This window comes from Bariatricus sp. HCP28S3_F11 (genome assembly GCF_052065395.1).
GTDB lineage: Bacteria > Bacillota > Clostridia > Lachnospirales > Lachnospiraceae > Allocoprococcus.
Window position 1 is genome coordinate 43,523 of the sequence record NZ_JBQHUC010000009.1, and the last position, 18,853, is coordinate 62,375.

The following is an 18,853-nucleotide window of genomic DNA, read 5'->3' on the forward strand; positions in this document are numbered from 1 at the left end:
CTTAGTATGGCTTAGAAATATCCTTTTTATTCTGGCTGGGGAATGATATACATTTGCCTTTCCTTGGGATAGGTACTTCCAAAGATATAGTTCGTTATATCGTCAAATGTAAGATCCGCGTCATTTGCATATACCAGATAAGTGCTGTCGGAGGCTGCGTTTGGATGGCGTCCTGTAAACAGCGCTTTATATTTATAAACGCGTCCGTCAGGTGCAAGAAATCCATCGGATCCGGAGGTGGAAGATTCTGCATCTTCCTGGGAACTGCTTTCCTTCAGTATGTACAGTTTTTCACTTTTCCCGCCTGCCAGAAGTGCTTCTTCGACGTCCGACATGGTTACAGCTTCTTCATTTGTGAGGATCTTGTAAATGTTGTCGGTTGTTTCACCATTTCGCTTTCCGATTATATATCTGGTGTATTGATACAATGTGCCGTCCGGACTTTCTGATTTTTCTCCGAAATTTGCAGCCGGTTCGTAATATTGACGTATTGCCTGTAAATATTCGGTTAAGAATATTTGCAGATCCGCCTCCGAGGAGGAAAAGCTTTTGATATCTTCTATTTGAAGAATCTGTTCCAGATTTTCGGCAGTACATCTAAACCTCCTCATTTCGGTCCCGTCCGGGGCAGGGTATGTCCACTCAACATATTCGGCATTATCGGTTAGTATCAGAAAAAGTGCGGCTTTTTTCAGCATATCGCTATAGGCGGTATACTCATTGCGGGGAGATTCTGCAAAGTTTATTGTAATACCATAGTCGGTTTCCTTAGTATTCAGCTTTAAAGTATATTCTCCAAAAGAAGAGATATTTATAAGCTGCAAAATAGTTTCATCAGCCACGACATCGCCTAAATAGGGATTTTTTGACTGATACAATTCTTTTGCACGCTCAGAAACAGAATATGCCTCCAGAAGTTCATCACTTGTTTTCCGGGAAAAAACAAGGTAGTACAGGATGTCTCCGCTGTTTTGTGAAAGGAGTTCCGTTTTCCTGGCCTTATCCATGTATTCACTGCAGGAAATAGCAGATACACCTTCGCCGTCGTCAAAATGCCATGCTGCAAGGACGATCTCCTTATCGGGAACAATATCAGCCCAAGCGGAGGTGTTCGCCAAATAATAATTCTCCGCCATTCCGAAGAAATGGATGGCATTGGAAACGCTGAAATCAGCCTGGGTATTTTCGAAATTTACGGAGAAAAGAGCATTCCGCTGGGAAGCGTCCGGGTAGTTGAAATCCCGCTTTACGGTGAAATTCCCTTTGCGCGGCAGCCCATTTTCTGTGAAGTCGGCATGCTGCAGGATCTGATATCCGGTCAATTCTCCGTCAGTATAGCATTCCTGGTAAAAAAGCATGCTTTTGATGTCAGAAGAAACACGGTATTCGTATTCAATTCCGTCAGACGAAACTGTAGCGGTGCCTGACTTATTGCGCATAGAGCTCTGATTCAGAACATTCCCACAGCCCAGCAGAGCAGTAAGAAGGCAAATTACAATACTGACGGCGATTACCGGTTTTCCCGGGGACTTAAAATTCAGTATATTTTTGATACGGCTTTTAACAGAAGTCTCGCCGAATGCCAAAGCTACGGCAGTATGGTACTTTCTGCCTGCGGCAAATCCGAGAAGCGTGCGGCTGTATGGTTCACGGAAATCCGCTTCCGTGTTCAGAAGAACATGCTCATCACAGCTCATCTCCATATCGCGGCACATGAAATAATAGGCGATCCATACCAGAGGATTGAACCAGTATACACCAAGAAGAAGGATGGCAAGCACCTTCAACTGATGATCGTGGCGGCGAATATGGTATCGCTCATGCAAAAGGATACATTGGTGCTCCGTCTCACTCAGACGGAAAGGAAGATAGATCTTCGGACGCAGGAATCCCATAACAAAAGGGACGGAAATGCTGTCACATTCATAGATATCATCTTCGTATTTTACGGCGGTGGCAACCGTCTTTTTCAGCCGTCTGACGGAAAGCGCCTGATAAGTAAGGAACAGCAGGATACCGGAAATCCAGATTCCAATCATGATATCAGTAACAGTAAAAATTCCCTGCAAAGATTCTGCTGATCTTTCGGAATCAGGCGAAGCAGCAGAAGAGGGGAAAGAACCGGCAGTTACTGTGGATCCGGCATTTGTATCGCCTGAACCGGAAGGCTGCCGGTTGGTTTCGGATTGACTTGCTGCTTTCTCTGCTGAGGTCTGCTTTGAAACATCGACTGCCTCGGAGATATCAGATGGTGTGCCTCCTGAACTCGTGTTACCCGCCGTATTGCCGTTATAGATAACATTAGGAGATTGCAGATCGTCTGTGGTGTCCCAGATCATCTGATTCCCGGAGGAGATATGCCTGCTTAACAGATCCAGACTGAACAGACTGTATCGGCTGGAAAATGAGAACGGGCAGATCAGGCGAAACGCAATGATTCCCCACAGCATATAAGAGAATATTTTCGGTGATTTCCGAAGAAGCTGTCTTGCAAGCAGTACGAGGAGAATCACAATGCCTGCTGTGAAAGACATATTGCAAATTGTAAGGAATATTTCCCGGATCAGATTCATAATCATCCCTCCTTATGTTCGTCAATCATGCGTTTGATTTCCTCCGCTTCTTTCTCCGAAATCGTCTTGCCACCCAGAAAGGCGGCAATGAACCCCGGCAGGGAACCTTCAAAAGTCCGTTCTACAAAATAATCGGACTCCACAGCCTGACATTTTTCCTTCGGAACCAGCGAGGAAACGATGGTATCTTCATTTTTTAAGAACCCTCTCTCTGCGAGCTTTTTGATGACTGTATAGGTGGTCGACTTCTTCCAGCCAAGCCGGTCATGACTGAGCTTCACCAGATCACCGGAACGTACCGGCTCAGACTCCCACACCAGAAGCATAAAACGATATTCACTGTCACATAATTTTAAATCCATTTTAAAACCCCCTTTACAAAATGGTCTATGAGAATAGACTTGCTTTTCTTTTAGTCTATAATAATAGACTTAATATGTCAATAGAGAAGAGGATTTTATGAGGAAAAACTTGTATCGCATGCGAAAAGAAGGTATTATCTTGAAGGAAGAATGTCGATCATGAAAGAGAAATGAGGTAGTATATATGAAGATCAGAAAAGCAACAATAGAAGATTTGAAAGCAATCACAGCTGTAGAAGCAGAATGTTTCCCGGCGGCGGAAGCGGCTACGGAAAAAGATTTTGAAGGAAGACTTACTGTTTACCCGGATTATTTCTGGCTTCTTTTTGACGGGGATACACTGGTGGGATTTGTTAACGGAATGGTGACCGATGAACCGGACCTGGCAGATGAGATGTATGAAAATGCATCGCTGCACAAGGAAGACGGAAAATGGCAGATGATCTTCGGAGTCAATACGATTCCGTCATATCGGAGACGGGGATGTGCCGAAAAACTTCTCAGACAGGTCATTGCAGAGGCCAGAGAACAGGGAAGAAAAGGCGTGGTGCTTACTTGTAAAGACAGGCTGATTCATTATTATGCAAAATTTGGGTTTGTAAATGAAGGAGTTTCGGAATCGGTACATGGGAATGTGGTGTGGTACCAGATGCGGTTGGAATTTTGATGGGGAAGTGCTGTTATGTGAAAGATAAATGGTTTTTCTTTTGAAGTTTGCAAATATCAGCCAAAAATAGTGGAATTTTTTTGTTTATACTTTCATATAATAAATGTACATTTTGTACAATATTGACATTGTGTACGCAAATTGTTATAATGGAGGTATATAAGGAGATGATGGATATGTTAATGGAACAGGCAACAACAGTAAGAAAAGAATGGAGTTCTGTCTGCGACAGCGTGATTCATGATAAACCGAAATTTATTAAGCGGACCAGGGATAAGATGTGGTTCTCAAATCTGGAAACGATGTCTGAAATTCTGGAAGCGTATCATTTTACTGCAGATAGATTTGTGGAAGAGGATGGCACAGTCACGTTATCCTTAAATGAAATTGATTTAATTGAAAATGGGTGCACGGAATTAGAGGCACGAGAATTGCTGGGAAAGTCTATCTTAGAGTATTCGGCAGAGTATTATGATGATTATGCGTTGTATTCACGTAGTCCAAACAGAAAAGGACATGTGCCGTATATCTTCAAAGCACTTATTATGGATGATCCCAAGAAGATAGGGGAGAGTATTGAATGCCGAGATGGAAAGAGCTAAAGAGATTTTGTGAGCGTGATAGCTGGGAATTGTATAAAGATACGGATCATTATTTTTATCGGAAGATAGACGATGACGGAAGCATCAGGATGACGAAAGTTTCTAAAGGTTTAGGAGAGATACATACAAGAATGTGGAAGGAAATATTGAAGAAACAATTAAAAGTGACACAAGAATATTTCAATGAACATATATAGTCAGAACAAGCTACAAATCCACTCGTAGTCTTGACAATTCGGCCATGAATATGATACGATTTTCAAAGACACAAAGAGAGAGTCGAACAAAATATGATAAAAGCAATGACGAAGAGAGTAAGCTTTTTGGACTTCTACAGAGAAATCCCGTATGCTGAGAGGGATGAGGAAAGATCAGCCGAACATGGCTTCCGAGCAGCGCACCGAACAGGAAGAAAGGTGATTCCATTTTCCCTGCAAGGCTGCGATGGGTTCCGCCCGTTACAGCGGATGAGTGCAGATGCACTTACAGAGACTCTGATCCGTGAGGGTGAGAGTGAAGTAGAAGTGGTAACACGGTAATAACCCGTCTTCTTATTTTTAGGAAGACGGGATTTTTTTATAAAGAGAGGGAATCAAAATGGCAGATAAACCAAAATATTACATTACAACTGCGATTGCCTACACATCCGGCAAACCGCATATTGGAAACACTTATGAAATCGTGCTTGCAGATGCTATCGCACGTTACAAGAGAAGTCAGGGATACGATGTATTCTTCCAGACAGGAACTGATGAGCATGGTCAGAAGATCGAGCTCAAAGCAGAAGAAGCCGGAATCACACCAAAAGAATACGTGGACAATGTAGCAGGAGAAATCAAGCGGATCTGGGATTTGATGAATACTTCCTATGACAAATTTATCCGTACAACCGATGATTATCATGAGAAAGAAGTACAGAAGATTTTCAAGAAACTGTACGATCAGGGCGACATTTACAAAGGATATTACGAAGGAATGTACTGTACGCCGTGTGAATCTTTCTTTACAGAGTCACAGCTTGTAGACGGCAAATGCCCGGACTGCGGACGCCCTGTACAGCCGGCAAAAGAAGAGGCATATTTCTTCAAGATGAGCAAATATGCGGATAGATTGATCGATTACATCAACACACATCCGGAGTTTATCCAGCCGGTATCCAGAAAGAATGAGATGATGAACAACTTCCTGCTTCCGGGACTTCAGGATCTTTGTGTATCCAGAACATCCTTCAAATGGGGCATTCCGGTAGACTTTGATCCGAAGCATGTCACTTATGTATGGCTGGATGCGCTGACAAACTACATCACCGGTATCGGTTATCATTGTGACGGTGAAAGCGAAGAATTATTCAACAAGAACTGGCCGGCAGACCTTCATCTGATCGGAAAGGATATCATCCGTTTCCATACCATTTACTGGCCGATATTCCTGATGGCTCTGGACCTTCCGCTTCCGAAGCAGGTATTCGGACATCCGTGGCTTCTGCAGGGCGACGGCAAGATGAGCAAATCCAAAGGAAATGTTCTGTATGCGGATGAACTGGTAGATTTCTTTGGAGTGGATGCGGTACGTTACTTTGTTCTGCATGAGATGCCGTTTGAAAATGACGGTGTAATTTCATGGGAACTGATGGTAGAACGTCTCAATTCTGACCTTGCAAATACACTTGGAAATCTGGTAAATCGTACCGTTTCCATGACAAATAAATACTTCGGCGGAACCGTAACGAATAAAGGTGTGACAGAAGAAGTGGATGCAGACCTGAAAGCAGTGACCGAAAATACACCGGTTCTGGTAGAAAAGAAGATGGATGAACTGCGTGTGGCAGATGCCATGACGGAGATTTTCAATCTCTTCAAACGCTGCAACAAATACATTGACGAAACCATGCCGTGGGCACTGGCAAAAGATGAAGCGAAGAAAGACCGTCTGGAAACTGTACTCTGGAATCTGATCCAGAGCATTTCCGCAGGCGCACGCCTTCTCGAATCCTTCATGCCGGAAACTTCTGAGAAGATCCTGGCTCAGCTCGGCGACGGACATGTAGTAGAGAAACCGGAAATTCTCTTCCAGAGACTGGACATCAATGAAGTCCTTGCCAAAGTAGAAGAACTTCATCCGCCGGTTGAAGAAGAGAAAGAAGAAGACGAAAATGTGATCGACATCGAAGCAAAACCGGAGATCACATTTGAAGATTTCGGAAAAATGCAGTTTCAGGTTGGCGAGATCATCGCCTGCGAAGAAGTAAAGAAATCCAAAAAACTTCTCTGCTCTCAGGTGAAGATCGGAAGCCAGGTAAAACAGATCGTATCCGGAATCAAAGCACATTACACCGCCGAAGAAATGGTCGGAAAGAAAGTAATGGTACTTGTAAACTTAAAACCTGCAAAACTGGCAGGCGTTCTGTCTGAAGGAATGCTGCTCTGCGCAGAAGATGCAGACGGCAATCTTGCACTGATGACACCGGAAAAACCGATGCCGGCAGGAGCGGAAATCTGCTAGTGATTTTTGGGGGACAGGTTCCTTGACTCACTTGTGAGTGAGTCAAGGAACCTGTCCTCCCTAACTCGAAAATGAAGAAATAAATCTAAGTATTATCTTGAAACCAAGAGTACTATCATTGAGTTTGGAATATGGGGAATTCCCGTTTTTATGATTTACATTGAGGAGGCATATTCAAAAAAGACTATGTTTCTTGCACTTGTTATTGAAACAATCATTATGCTTTTAGGTTTGTTGGTTGTTTATGATAAATATTATAAAAGAGCTTTGATTTCCAAGTGGAATAAGTGGAGAGGAAAATAGAGCAGTGATGGGAGACTTTGTTAATCTCCTGATCACTGCTTCATTATTATTAATGTGGCTGTGTGACTGAAAACCCGTCCCCTAGTCACCTAGAAGAACCGCTTCTTATCCAATTTAAAAATAAATCCCAGCGCCGTATAACAGATCAGGATAACAATCACGCCGTATGCCAGTGAAAGTCCCATCTTATATTCCTGCATGGCGGTCACCATGGAAATCGAGATCGGTCGGTTAAATACGCCGTAGAGCAATGCGGACATGGTGTATTCTCCCAGTGTCCGAATCAGTACCAGTACGCCACCGGCCATAATTCCGGGGGCTATATTTGGCATGATCACACGGAAAAATGTATGAACCATGTTGGCACCCAGGCTTTTTGATGCTTCTTCGAGATTTTTGTTCAGCCCCATGATTGCCACTTCGTTGGAATTAAGGAGCAGCGGGATGGAGTTGATCGTATAGGCGATCGGAACGATGTAAAACCCGCCGATCAAGGCATTCCCAAAGGCAAAGATACTTTTCTGGCTGAATGCGTTGATCAGATTGATGGCTACAACGCTTGCCGGCATGGTCCACGGGAGCATGAGCAGGACTTTGAGGAAAGCGTGGAATTTGCTTTTGTATTTTACGATCATGTATGAGCTTGGCACGGTGATGACAAGACCGGCTATGACTGCTATGGCAGACATTTTCAAGCTGTTGATCAGTGGTTTCAGTACTCGCGTTTTCTGGAAGATCATCAGGTAGTTTTCCAACGTAAATGTATGCGGGAAAATATCCTGCATGATGGAGCTTGTCGGGACGAAGGAAAGGTACACAATGGTGATGATCGGCAATAGGATCAACAGGATCTGAATAAAAATGATGATCCGGCTTATGAATGACAGCAGGCTATGCGTTCCCTTAAGCGGCGCAATCGCTGTGCTTCGGTCCGACGCATAGTTCCCATACCGTTTGCTGTAATACTGGATCGTCAGCATCACGATCATGCTGATGAGAAATAATACAACAACTTGAACAGATGCCATTTCCATATGATTGTTGGCCTTTGATTTTACGATTTGCGTGCTCAGCACCTTGAAGCTGCCTCCGATCAGATTCGGAGCGGAGAAAGAGCTGATTCCGGATGCAAATGTCACAATCACGGAGGAGAGTACAGCTGGGATGATGACCGGCCAGATTACGTCTTTGAAAATCTGGAACCAGGAGGCACCCATACTTCTTGCCGCCTCGATGCTGGAATTGTCAACATATTTCATGGCTACATAGACATTTAAGTAAAAGTAGACGTACTGTGTATACGTTACCACGAAAACGATGGCACCAAATCCCTGAAACTGAAATGGAATCTGCTCCAGGTGAAGGAGATACTGGATTCCTTTGGTCAGGATTCCACTCTCGCCGTAAAGCTGGATAAATGAGATTACGGTGATAACACCTGGAATCATCATCGGACTGAGCAGCAGAATGTGAACGAACTTTTTCCATTTACCGGCGAGAAAGGTCATATACATTGCCAGCATAATTCCGATGGTTCCGCAAGTCAGTACGGATGCGGCTCCCAGAAGAACCGTATTTCCGATAACCTTTCGCTGGTTTGGATTCTGAAAAAATTCCCGGAACACGTCAAGCCCATAACCGGAGTCCGTTTCCAGTGCCTGCATGAAGGTGTGGAAAAACGGAACGATGATATAGCCGAGTATGAGGAATCCGAGAATCAGATACCATAGATAGCGGAAAATGCTTATTTTACCCTTTTTCATATCTTCTACACCCCGCCTATATTTGCAACTTTAACAAAACAACTGTCATTTACATGCCAGATTTTGGAAATATCTCCACGATTAATCTCGATAACGCGGTATGTGTTATCCGTTGTGGTAACCGTGTATTCATAATACATGCCGGAAAATTTGACTTCTTCCACGCGGGCAGGGATTCCGTTCTGCGGATCGTGGGAAATCGCCATATGTTCTGGTCTTACAAAGAGATATGGGGCGTCAGTGTGGCTGCAAATTCCAAAGTCTTCATAAAGATTCTGGGGGACTTTGTTGGATGTACCGACAAAATTTGCCACAAATTCCTGGTTTGGATGATTGTAAATGTCTTCCGGTGCGCCCATCTGCAGGACTTTTCCGTCACGCATTACCGCAATCTGATCGGAGATGGAAAGCGCTTCCTGCTGATCATGGGTGATAAATAATGTGGTAATTCCGGTTTTTTTCTGGATGGCACGGATCTCTTCGCGCATTTTCACGCGGAGCGCTACATCCAGATTGGACATTGGCTCATCCAGAAGCAGCATCTGAGGTTCAATGACGAGAGCCCTTGCGATGGCAACCCGCTGCTGCTGACCGCCGGACAATTCATTAATACGCCGGCCTTCCAGTTCTTTCAGACCCGCAAGATCCATGTAGTAGTCGCATTTCTCTTTAATTTGGGCTTTGGACTGTCTCCGGATTTTCAGACCGTAGGATATATTTTCGTGAACGGTCATGTTTGGGAATAGTGCATAATTCTGGAAGACGATTCCCATGTTGCGTTTTTCCGGTGCCCATTCTGTGATGTCGGTATCTCCGATCAGTACCTGCCCTTCGGTTGGGCGGATAAAACCTGCCAGTATACGCAGAAGAGTGGTTTTGCCACACCCGGACGGGCCGAGAAGTGTGAAGAAATCCCCTTTCTTAATGGTGATATCTACAGAATCAAGAACTCGGGTCGTGTCAAAGCTGTGTGAAATATTTTTTAGGATAATGTCACTCATATTTTGTTCCCTCATAGAATTGAACATACAGAAATAGTGGAGCAGCGCCCCACTATTTCCAAATGTTTATGGTGTTTGCCGATTGGTATCAATTAATTGGACTGCACGGTCTTGTTGCCGTCAATATAATCGGTTTCCCATCTTTCCAGTGTTGCAGACTGGTTTGCGCTGATATCAGCCCAGTCAAGAGTCATCGGAGCATATCCGGTCTTCATCCATTCCGGAGCACCTTCCAGAGCAGCATCGAGAGCCGGCATACGGTTGAAAGAATTTGCAACCATTTCTTCACATTCCTTGCTTCCCACGAATTCTACGAAAGCGGCTGCAGCATTTGGATGTGGTGCATTTTTAATTGCTGCGATACAGTCTGTGATTGTGATTGCGCCGCTTGTTGCATCTACGATTTCAAGAGGCATGCTGTTGTTGTCTCTGTTGTCAATGATGTTGTCAAGTACTGCGATAGAGATGGCTGCTTCGCCTTTCCCGATAGCCTGGAACATCATGCTTCCGCTGTTGTAGTAATTCTTGATATTTGCATTCAGGCCTTCGATGTATTCCCATGCAGCTTCTTCGCTTTCATTTGCGGTATAGTAGCTTACGAGAGCGGCGATGGTGGAACGCATAGAAGAGGAAAGAGAATCACGCGTGATGATCTTTCCTGAATATTCCGGTTTTACCAGATCGCTCCAGTCCTTCGGAGCTTCTTCTGCTGTCATTAAGTCGGTGTTGTAGAACATCACAACCGGTGTTTTATAAGTTCCGTACCAATATCCGTCTGCATCTTTGAAATCATCCGGAAGATCACCAGCCCATTCAGGCTTTGTCGCTTCATAGCATCCTTCATCCTGAAGAAGCATATAGGTTGCAGTATCACCACCGAACATGATGTCTGCCTGCGGGTTGTCTTTTTCACTTCTGACACGGTCGGCAAGTTCACCCTTCAGGTTGATGTATTCAACCTCTACACCGGTCTTTTCGGTAAATGCGTTGCAGATTTCTTCTAACATGTCTTCTGAATGCGTAGAGTATACAACGAGGGAATCTTCCAGTTCTGCAGACTCCTCTGTCTTGGAATCTTCCTTTTGGTCTTCTGTTGTTGTGCTTTCTTTGCTTCCGCAAGCTGCCAGTGAGAATACCATCATGCCGGCAAGCAGTGCTGCAAGTAGTCTTTTCTTCATAATTGTCCTCCCAATAATTTTATATTTTGCCTCAAGGGCATGACAATTATAACGCACTATAGAAAATAATGCTAATAAATAAACATTACAGCACTATTTTATAGAAAAAAACTATATATCAGCTTCAAAATATCAAGAAACGTAATATTTAGTGGGAAAATATTGAAATTACTAATTATGTATTCAAGTTTTCAGGCTCGATTGACATTTAGAAAAAAGAAATTTACGATAGAAGCAATAGTAAAATGGAAAAAATATCGAGGAGAAAACTATGAAAGCACTAGAGAAGGAGGAACTCTTACGGGCAAAGATTCCCTGTGAAGAGACAGGCATTACGGTTAAGACCGGAATCTGCGGATTCTGTGGGGGATCATGTCTGGTGGATGCCTACTGTAAAGACGGAAAAGTGATCAAGGTAGAAGGAAATAAAGATATGCCCGGTTCGAACGGGCGAATCTGCGTGAAAGGGGCTGCGCTGAAGCAGTCACTTTATCATCCGGATCGACTGTTGTATCCGATGAAACGTCTCTGGAACGGGAGCAGGTTGCCGTATTAGGCGCAGACACCGTGTACTATCAGGCACCGGTAGTAGAACCGATGGGAGAGGCGAGGAGCGATATGGATGTGATTACCGGATTGGCAGAAAAACTGGGAATTACAATCGGGGGAGAAGAACCGATCAGGTGCCATGAGGATTATCTGAGGAAATCTGTTTCGGCGACAGGACTCACATTGGAAGAAATCAGGCAGGCGCCAAAAGGAATCAAGGCAAGGAAAATCATGCCGGGGCGCACATCGGAACAGATTCTGCAGGTGAAGACACCGAGCGGAAAGATTGAATTTGTCTCTAGCATCATGGCATCATGTAATAAAGAAGGAAATGAGGCACTTCCGGTTTACCATGATTTCAGGGAAAAACTTCCGATGGACGAATACCCGCTGATTCTGACGACAGGCAGCAGAAAACCACAGCTCTTCCATTCCAGAACCTACCGGATGCCGTGGCTTGCAAATGAAGGCCGATGCGGTTTCACCCCGGATCTATGAGAAACGTACATCCCGGAAGAGCGGGCTTGTGAGCTATATAACCAGAAGCTGCCTTCATTGTGCGGATGCATCCTGTATGGAGCAGTGCCCGATGAAGGTGTTTGAACGGACGGAAAATGGATTTGTTGTCGCATTGCACAAAGAAAAATGTATTGGCTGCAGAACATGTGCGAGAGTCTGTCCGCATGATATTCCGAGATATGATAAAGAAGGAAAAATTGTAAAATGCGACGGCTGCGCAACCCGCGTGGCCTGTGGACTGGAACCGGCGTGTGTGAGGGCGTGCAATACGGGAGCACTTCGCCTGGCAGAATAAAGGAGGAAGGAAGAAATGAAGAAAAAAGGATTTTGCGGCATCTGTCCGGATAAATGTCCGATTGAAGCTACTGTAGAGGACGGCAGACTGATCAAAGTAGAACCCGACAGGGACTGCCCGGGAGGGCGTGTCTGTCCGCGTGGGGCATTATCTCCACAGATCGTTTATTCAGAAAAACGGATACGGAAACCACTGATCCGCAACGGAGAGAAAGGAAGCGGAGCGTTTCGGGAGGCCACTTGGGAAGAGGCTTTAGACGCAGCGGCAGCCGGATTTATGAAAATTAAAGAGCGATATGGTGCAGACGCATTGGTAAGTTATGTGGGCAGCAGCGGAAGAGAAGCAGCAACGATGCGATGCTTTAACGGAGTGAATGCATTTTTTAAAAATCTGGGATCCCATAACGATATGAGCTGTGGATGTATCTGTAATGTCTCTTCTAATATGATGACACCTGTACTGACCTATGGTGTCCCGACGCCGAAGCTTTATCAGGATATTCCGAACAGTGAAGTCGTATTTATCTGGGGGAAAAATTCAAAAACAGATTCCGGACCGCTTACTACACTGGAACTGGTAAAGGCAGCAAAAGCGCGCGGTGCAAAAATCATTGTGATTGACCCGAGAGGAGAAGGAATGGCAGAACTTGCCGATTGGTGGATTCCGGTGATTCCGGGAGCAGACGGAGCACTCGCGGTTGCGATGCTGAAGATTATTGTGGAAGAAGAACGATATGACAAAGTATTTGTTAATGAATATACAAAAGGGTTCGATGAATTTGCAGGATATCTGAGAACGGTTTCCCTGGAAGAAATGTCAGAGTGCTGCGGTATTTCCATGGAAGACATCCGCAAATTAACAGATATTTTCTGCAGTACGACAAAGATTTCACTGATTTCATACACAGGACTGGAATATCAGCTGAGCGGTGTACAAAATAACAGAGCCATCCAGATACTTTGGGCGATCACCGGGAAAATCGATGTTCCCGGCGGAATCTGTATTGCTTCTAAGAAGAATCCGACGATTCCTCTACGACCGATGGAAACTGTGGAAGATGCTGTCGGTGCGAAAGAATTTCCGCTTTACAGCAGGCTTACCGGAAGCGGACAGTTTGTGAAAATACCGGAGGCGGTGCTGCATGACGATCCGTATCCGGTGCGGGGAATGCTGATCTGTGCAGCCTCTCCGGCCATCACATATCCGGAACAAAGCCTGTGGCACGAGGTCTATAAAAAGTTGGATTGTCTGGTGGTTCTCGACCGGTTTATGACCGATGATGCAAAATATGCTGACGTGATTCTGCCTGCCACAACTTATTATGAAGATCAGTCGGTCGTTCCGGTTCAGGGCGGCATGCGTCTGCGTAACCGAATCATAGAACCGGTCGGAGAGGCCAAAAGTGATGTGTTTATTTTACAGGAACTGGCGGAGCGAATGGGCTTTGGAGACGCATATCCGAAGAACGATGAGGAGCTTATGCTCTGGATGTGCGGTGGCAACGAGCAACTGCTTGACCGGCTTAAGAAGAGTGAATATGGTGTGGTCAATCCACCTGAAATCCAATATGAAAAATATAAGACCGGAGAACTGCGCGAGGATGGTAAGCCGGGATTTCCGACTCCTTCCGGGAAATTTGAGATCAGTTCGACTTATATCGCAGAATGCGGTTATACACCGTATCCGAAATATGAGGATATCCGTTCTGTCAAAGAAATGGGAAGCAAAGAAGAATATCCACTCATTATGACAACAGCTGCAAGAAGTGCCCTAAGGTTTTGCTCATTTGGACCAGGATTAAAGGAAATAGCCGAAAGAGAACCACTTCCAACAATTGATATGAACGCAGAAGATGCAAAACGTTATGGCTTGGAAGATGGAGAAGAAGCAATCGTAGAGACAGTCTTTGGAAAAGGTGAATTCAAAGTACGCATTTGCCCGATGGCAAAAGGCAGTATACATATTGCCGGCGGTGCAGGAAGCTTCTATATGGAAGGAGAATGGAAGAAACATAATGTCAATGAAATCTGCAGTATGAAGTATTCAGATCCATTGTCCGGATTCTTGACATTCAAATCCGTACCTTGTAAAGTGACAAGTATAAAATAAAGAACATGGAGGATACTAACATGGAACGCGTTGAAAAATTTTTAAAAGAAGCAGAAACATATTATCTCGCAACGATGGACGGAAACCAGCCAAGAGTCAGACCTTTTGGAACGGCGCATATCTTTGAAGGAAAGTTATATATACAGACCGGAAAAGTGAAAAGTGTGTATAAACAGTTGAAAGAGAACCCGAACGTAGAAGTCTGCGCATGCATGAACGGAAAATGGCTTCGCGTATCAGGAGAATTGGTAGAAGATGACAGAAGAGAGGCAAGAAAATCTATGTTGGATGATTATACATCTCTTAGAGCCATGTATTCCGAAGATGATGGAAATACAGCAGTATTTTATTTTCAGAATGCAACTGCAGTATTCAGCAGCTTCACAAGTGAACCGGAGACGATTTGTTTCTAGTTTGTTTTGGGGACAGGTTCCGTGACTCACTCTCTTGTGAGTGAGCCACGGAACCTGTCCCCGTTATAACATTTCAATAAATGCCGCAACACGAGTCGCAAGCTGTCCGCTGTTTTCTTCGGAAGAATCCGTTTCCACTGCCATGTAAGGAATTCCGAGAGAATCCTCACAAAGCCTCAGCATTTTGTCTCTTTCCACTGTATACGGGTGGCATGTCTGCAGTGTGACATCCAGAACTCCGTCCACTTTATACTCTTCACAGAGGCGTTCGATCAGCCGGAAACGCAGATTATTCGGAGCCATGATCGCACAGGCGGTATTTTGGTAGCAGTCTGCAAGCGCAGCAATGACATCGCTGTTTTCTGTGTCGAAATGCCGGATGGCAGATTTGACAACTTCACAGTTCTCGATACATACGACAACCCCTCGGTTTTCTTCAACAGTGTGCAGGATTTTCTGGTAAATGCTGCTTAACGGGCATCCGGTTACGAGGATTCGTTTTGCCCGTTTCGGCACAGGACTTTCTCTGCTCAGCAGTTCATCACGGGTTTTTATGTTGGCAGCGATCCGCTCTTCGATATCCGGAATCGTACGATGCTTTTCCAGTGCTTCGAAAATCTCACTTCCCCAGGCAGCCGGCGGAGTCTGACGCTGAATTTCCATTAGGTTCATAATACTTTCACGCTCACGGTTCAGAAGAGCTCCGGCTGAGTGAATTTTTTCTTCTGTCACATCTACATCAAAACGCTTTTTCAGTTCCCGGATGAGAAAACGGCATTCAGACTGGATGAGCGGTTTCACATAATGGCGGTCAGCACCCTGTGGAACTTGATAAAAATAAACGCGGTCCTGCCGTGAAATCAGTTCGTACATTTTTCGTTTTCCATCGCAGGAAGTCTCGGCGAGAATTAAATCGGCATCTTTGAGAGCCTCATCCTCGCAGATATCACAGCAGTTCTTCACAACCGGACAAACATTGCGGGGGAGAAGCCGTGAGGCTGCATCTTTTACACCCCGCACATAGGGGATCCGAAGCGGGATCATATCTGCGGCGAGAAGAATTTCCTGAGGCACATGGGAACAGAATAAAACAGCCACTTTTTTCCCGGTTTTATGGCAGTCATCGATCAGTTGCTGCAAATTCTGATTATTCATGTGCAGCCTCCTTTCCCATACGAATCATTTCAAGGAAAGCTTCAATTCGGGTGCGGATCTGTCCTGCATCACCTGGGTAAAAATCGGTCTCAATATGTAGGAGCGGGATGTCCATCTCTTCACAGACACGACGGATATTTTCGGTTTCGATGGCAAATGGGTTGCAGGAATGCAGCGTGATGCTCACATACCCGTCTGCGTGCCATTCTTTAATCGTTTCTCTGACCTGATCCATACGCCGGTAGTTCGGAGAAACAACTGCACAAGGAACTTCAATATATTTTTCCGCGATACGGACATATGGATCACGGCTGCGGTCTTCATCGACCAGACGGCGGCGTGAGGAAATGCCGCAGCAGCCTTCATAACAGACGATGGCGCCGCCAAGTTCTTCCATAACATTGATCGTTTTGGCAGAGACTCCGCCGTATCCGCCGCCGGAAACGATCAGACGCGGACGATTCGGATCCGGTTCATATGGATAGATACCATCGTGCCAGTTCTTCTCGCACTGGTCAAGAATCTCGTTAATCTTATTATATTTTGCCTCACGGTCGAACATATACTGCTCGCCTTCCATGATGTCGTTCATTTTGGTTCCGGTGATAGCCGGCGGGTCGTATTTACCCAATTCATAGATGCGGGCAGCCTGAATCCTTTCTTTGTTGCACCATTCGATGGACTCGTTCAGCATATCATCCGTGATCGTGACATTGAATTTCTCTTCCAGACCTTTGGCAAATGCTCGGATCTCTTCGGTCCACATTTCCAGAGAACGTTCATAGTCCGGTACATTCGGAAGATGAATGACCTGCATTGGTTTTAATTCCCCAAGAAGTTCGTACATTTTTTTCTTGCCGTCACAGGTTGTTTCACCGACAACCACATCTGAGAAATAAGCATATGGGCAGCTTTCTTCCAGGGCATGTCCGTAACTTGCTTTGATGAGAGGACATAAATTGGCAGGAAGCCTTGTCTCGGCAGTTTTGATGGGATCAGGACTTCGACCACAGAGAGCCACCTGGTAAAGTCCGGCTGCATAGATGATTTCGGATGGGGTGTACTGGCAGAAAGCGCCGCATATTTTTTCACCCTTGTCTTTTAATTCTTTTACTTTGAGGAAGCCTTCCCGTCTGGCTTCTGCGAAATCCTCAAAATGTTCAGGCAATGAAGTTGGCATGTCATTTTCCTCCTTTAACGTATTGTAAAACTACTGTGACTGTTCAGAGCCAACCTCGAAAACACTTCGTGTTTCCTCAGTGTGGCGTATCCGCCAAATAGATTTGTACAAAAAAGTGCTCACGAATGCAAGCATTCATCGCCCTTGTTTGACAAATCTGCTTGGCTCTGAACAGTTACAAACTACCTATTATTATATGTTACGAAAATCAAATAGGCAATGAAACAACCGACTTGCATGAAAAGATAATATTTGAATAGTGATTTATTGGGAATTTTGATATTTGAAAAAACCAAGTACCTAAATGGATAATTCCTTTACATTAAAAAAATGCAGTTAGAATATATTACAGAATTGTTATAAATGCAAGAAACAAACAGAGGAAATAAAGTGAAAGAAAAGAAATCAATTTTACGAAGCACGTGGGCGAAAGCAGTACCGATCGTTTTGCTCGTATTTGCAGGATTTTTAATCCGGGGAAAACTGGATAATGTCTATGAGCAGATGAAGGAAAAAGAGAAGCAAGAGGCCGAGGAAGGACCGGTTGGAAGAGAACTGGATTATGCGGAAAATGTTTCAGAAGACAATAAGATTCTGCAGGCGTTTCTGGCAGAGTATCCGGGAGCGGAGGTGCTTGTTGCCTGTGAAAATGATTTGACGAACGATGGCCTTGACGATTTGGTCGTCATATACAGGCTGGAGGGGCATACGTGGCTGCTGGTTACAGTGGACTCGGGAAACAGCATTGATTATGGCTTCACAGAAGCGATTCCGGCTCCTGTTGAGAATCAGAAGATTACGTTCAAGAATATAGATGAGAAGGACGAAATGGAATTTGTCCTGCAGGGACAGAAAGGAAATAAAGTGGGATACGGCATTTACAGGGTGGTCGATAATGCACCGATGAACCTCTTTGGAGAAGGAATGGAAGATTGCTGAGATGTCGTGTAAATTAGAGATTTCTAATTAGGGCAATTCAAGTTAAAGATAAAACAAAACGCGTCTATGACGCGTTTTGCTGAATATTAAGGGAAAAACTGGTATCCTTTTCCCCATACTGTCATCAGATGCTTTGGCTTAGAAGGGGTATCTTCGATTTTGTCACACAGACGCTTGATGTAGACCAGAATGGTGTTATCATCAGAAGCCTCACTTTTCCACACCTTGGAAAAAATCTCCTGTTTCGTGAGGAGCGTTTCCGGATTCTCTATGAAAAGGCATAACAGTGCGAATTCTTTTGATGAGAGCGAAATCTCTTTACCATCTTTTAGGACAGTCTGTGAATCAAAGTGAAAAGTAAAACTTCCGCGTTGTGCCACAGTCTGGAGAACAGATGGGGACGACGGTACTGCAGTATATTGCTGTGCTCGTCTTACGATTGCACGGATCTTGGAAACAAGTACTGTTTTGCTGAATGGCTTGGTCATATAATCATCAGCACCAAGCCCCAGACCTTCTACCTGGGCTGAATCTTCCTCACGTCCGCTCAGCAGGATCACGGGAGTCAGAATCTGGCGTTCTCTAAGTTCTTTTAACAAAGATGAAAAAGAATATTCCGAATCTAAATAAATAGATATAATAAATAATTAAGATTATCCATTGCTTTTTTCGATTAGACTAAAGTGTGAATGAGCATTATAATTATAAAAGAAATAGAAATATGGTTTTATGTTATTAAAGGA

General features: G+C 44.5%; 19 protein-coding genes. 11 read left to right on the forward strand and 8 right to left on the reverse strand.

The features are described 5' to 3' along the window. Positions 1–26: 26 nt before the first annotated feature. Positions 27–2,573 (reverse strand): M56 family metallopeptidase, encoded by a 2,547-nt coding sequence (locus ACTNBR_RS06310; protein ID WP_441017208.1) that lies wholly within the window; start codon positions 2,571–2,573, stop codon positions 27–29. 2 nt (positions 2,574–2,575) lie between these two features. Next, positions 2,576–2,935, reverse strand: a complete 360-nt coding sequence (locus ACTNBR_RS06315) for a BlaI/MecI/CopY family transcriptional regulator (protein WP_441017205.1) — start codon at positions 2,933–2,935, stop codon at positions 2,576–2,578. Positions 2,936–3,119: 184 nt separating this feature from the next. On the opposite strand from ACTNBR_RS06315, the gene ACTNBR_RS06320 reads away from it, so the two are divergent. From ACTNBR_RS06320 to metG, 5 genes are all read left to right on the forward strand, one after another. Next, complete coding sequence (locus ACTNBR_RS06320) at positions 3,120–3,602, forward strand: GNAT family N-acetyltransferase (protein WP_441017202.1); 483 nt, start codon at positions 3,120–3,122, stop codon at positions 3,600–3,602. A gap of 176 nt (positions 3,603–3,778) precedes the next feature. Then, positions 3,779–4,204, forward strand: a complete 426-nt coding sequence (locus tag ACTNBR_RS06325; RefSeq protein ID WP_441017199.1) for a hypothetical protein — start codon at positions 3,779–3,781, stop codon at positions 4,202–4,204. Next, positions 4,183–4,401 carry a type II toxin-antitoxin system HicA family toxin gene (locus tag ACTNBR_RS06330; protein ID WP_441017196.1) on the forward strand — a complete coding sequence of 73 codons (219 nt, stop codon included), beginning with the start codon at positions 4,183–4,185 and terminating at the stop codon, positions 4,399–4,401. Before ACTNBR_RS06325 ends, ACTNBR_RS06330 begins: the two co-directional genes overlap by 22 nt. Positions 4,402–4,494: 93 nt before the next feature. Further along, a complete protein-coding gene (locus ACTNBR_RS06335; RefSeq protein ID WP_441017193.1) occupies positions 4,495–4,743 on the forward strand; it encodes a hypothetical protein in 249 nt (82 codons plus the stop codon). Positions 4,744–4,801: 58 nt separating this feature from the next. Then, positions 4,802–6,706, forward strand: coding sequence for a methionine--tRNA ligase (gene metG / locus ACTNBR_RS06340; RefSeq protein ID WP_427820133.1), 1,905 nt, complete (start codon positions 4,802–4,804; stop codon positions 6,704–6,706). Positions 6,707–7,098: 392 nt separating this feature from the next. Here the strand turns inward: metG and ACTNBR_RS06345 are convergent, their stop codons facing one another. The 3 genes from ACTNBR_RS06345 to ACTNBR_RS06355 form a co-directional block, all read right to left on the reverse strand. Further along, entirely contained in the window at positions 7,099–8,772 is a 1,674-nt protein-coding gene (locus ACTNBR_RS06345) for an ABC transporter permease (RefSeq protein WP_441017190.1), read from the reverse strand. A 5-nt stretch (positions 8,773–8,777) separates the two neighbouring features. Beyond that, complete coding sequence (locus tag ACTNBR_RS06350) at positions 8,778–9,773, reverse strand: ABC transporter ATP-binding protein (RefSeq protein WP_441017187.1); 996 nt, start codon at positions 9,771–9,773, stop codon at positions 8,778–8,780. A 92-nt stretch (positions 9,774–9,865) separates the two neighbouring features. Continuing rightward, positions 9,866–10,951 (reverse strand): extracellular solute-binding protein, encoded by a 1,086-nt coding sequence (locus ACTNBR_RS06355; protein ID WP_441017184.1) that lies wholly within the window; start codon positions 10,949–10,951, stop codon positions 9,866–9,868. 271 nt (positions 10,952–11,222) lie between these two features. Here ACTNBR_RS06355 and ACTNBR_RS06360 point away from each other — a divergent pair, with 271 nt between their 5' ends. From ACTNBR_RS06360 to ACTNBR_RS06380, 5 genes are read left to right on the forward strand one after another with little or no spacing between them, the layout of a single operon-like run. Continuing rightward, the gene (locus ACTNBR_RS06360; RefSeq protein ID WP_441017181.1) at positions 11,223–11,507 is read left to right on the forward strand and encodes a hypothetical protein; all 285 of its coding nucleotides are present in this window, start codon (positions 11,223–11,225) and stop codon (positions 11,505–11,507) included. Between the two features lie 11 nt (positions 11,508–11,518). Further along, positions 11,519–11,998, forward strand: coding sequence for a hypothetical protein (locus ACTNBR_RS06365; protein ID WP_441017180.1), 480 nt, complete (start codon positions 11,519–11,521; stop codon positions 11,996–11,998). A 28-nt stretch (positions 11,999–12,026) separates the two neighbouring features. Continuing rightward, positions 12,027–12,314: a 4Fe-4S dicluster domain-containing protein gene (locus ACTNBR_RS06370; protein ID WP_441042685.1), complete on the forward strand. Its 288-nt coding sequence runs from the start codon at positions 12,027–12,029 to the stop codon at positions 12,312–12,314. 15 nt (positions 12,315–12,329) lie between these two features. Continuing rightward, positions 12,330–14,423 carry a molybdopterin-containing oxidoreductase family protein gene (locus ACTNBR_RS06375; RefSeq protein ID WP_441017174.1) on the forward strand — a complete coding sequence of 698 codons (2,094 nt, stop codon included), beginning with the start codon at positions 12,330–12,332 and terminating at the stop codon, positions 14,421–14,423. Between the two features lie 20 nt (positions 14,424–14,443). Beyond that, entirely contained in the window at positions 14,444–14,836 is a 393-nt protein-coding gene (locus ACTNBR_RS06380; RefSeq protein ID WP_427820138.1) for a pyridoxamine 5'-phosphate oxidase family protein, read from the forward strand. Between the two features lie 63 nt (positions 14,837–14,899). Here ACTNBR_RS06380 and ACTNBR_RS06385 read toward each other — a convergent pair whose 3' ends face one another. Together ACTNBR_RS06385 and ACTNBR_RS06390 are read right to left on the reverse strand one after the other, a co-directional pair. After that, on the reverse strand, positions 14,900–15,991 hold the full coding sequence (locus ACTNBR_RS06385; protein ID WP_441017171.1) for a 2-hydroxyacyl-CoA dehydratase: 1,092 nt from the start codon (positions 15,989–15,991) through the stop codon (positions 14,900–14,902). Then, the gene (locus ACTNBR_RS06390; RefSeq protein ID WP_441017168.1) at positions 15,984–17,171 is read right to left on the reverse strand and encodes a double-cubane-cluster-containing anaerobic reductase; all 1,188 of its coding nucleotides are present in this window, start codon (positions 17,169–17,171) and stop codon (positions 15,984–15,986) included. The genes ACTNBR_RS06385 and ACTNBR_RS06390 overlap by 8 nt, the downstream gene beginning before the upstream one ends. 390 nt (positions 17,172–17,561) lie before the next feature. On the opposite strand from ACTNBR_RS06390, the gene saoC reads away from it, so the two are divergent. Continuing rightward, positions 17,562–18,110 carry a Cys-Cys-COOH (seleno)protein SaoC gene (gene saoC, locus ACTNBR_RS06395; protein ID WP_441017287.1) on the forward strand — a complete coding sequence of 183 codons (549 nt, stop codon included), beginning with the start codon at positions 17,562–17,564 and terminating at the stop codon, positions 18,108–18,110. 86 nt (positions 18,111–18,196) lie between these two features. Here the strand turns inward: saoC and ACTNBR_RS06400 are convergent, their stop codons facing one another. Then, on the reverse strand, positions 18,197–18,709 hold the full coding sequence (locus ACTNBR_RS06400; protein WP_427808118.1) for a response regulator transcription factor: 513 nt from the start codon (positions 18,707–18,709) through the stop codon (positions 18,197–18,199). Positions 18,710–18,853: the final 144 nt, after the last annotated feature.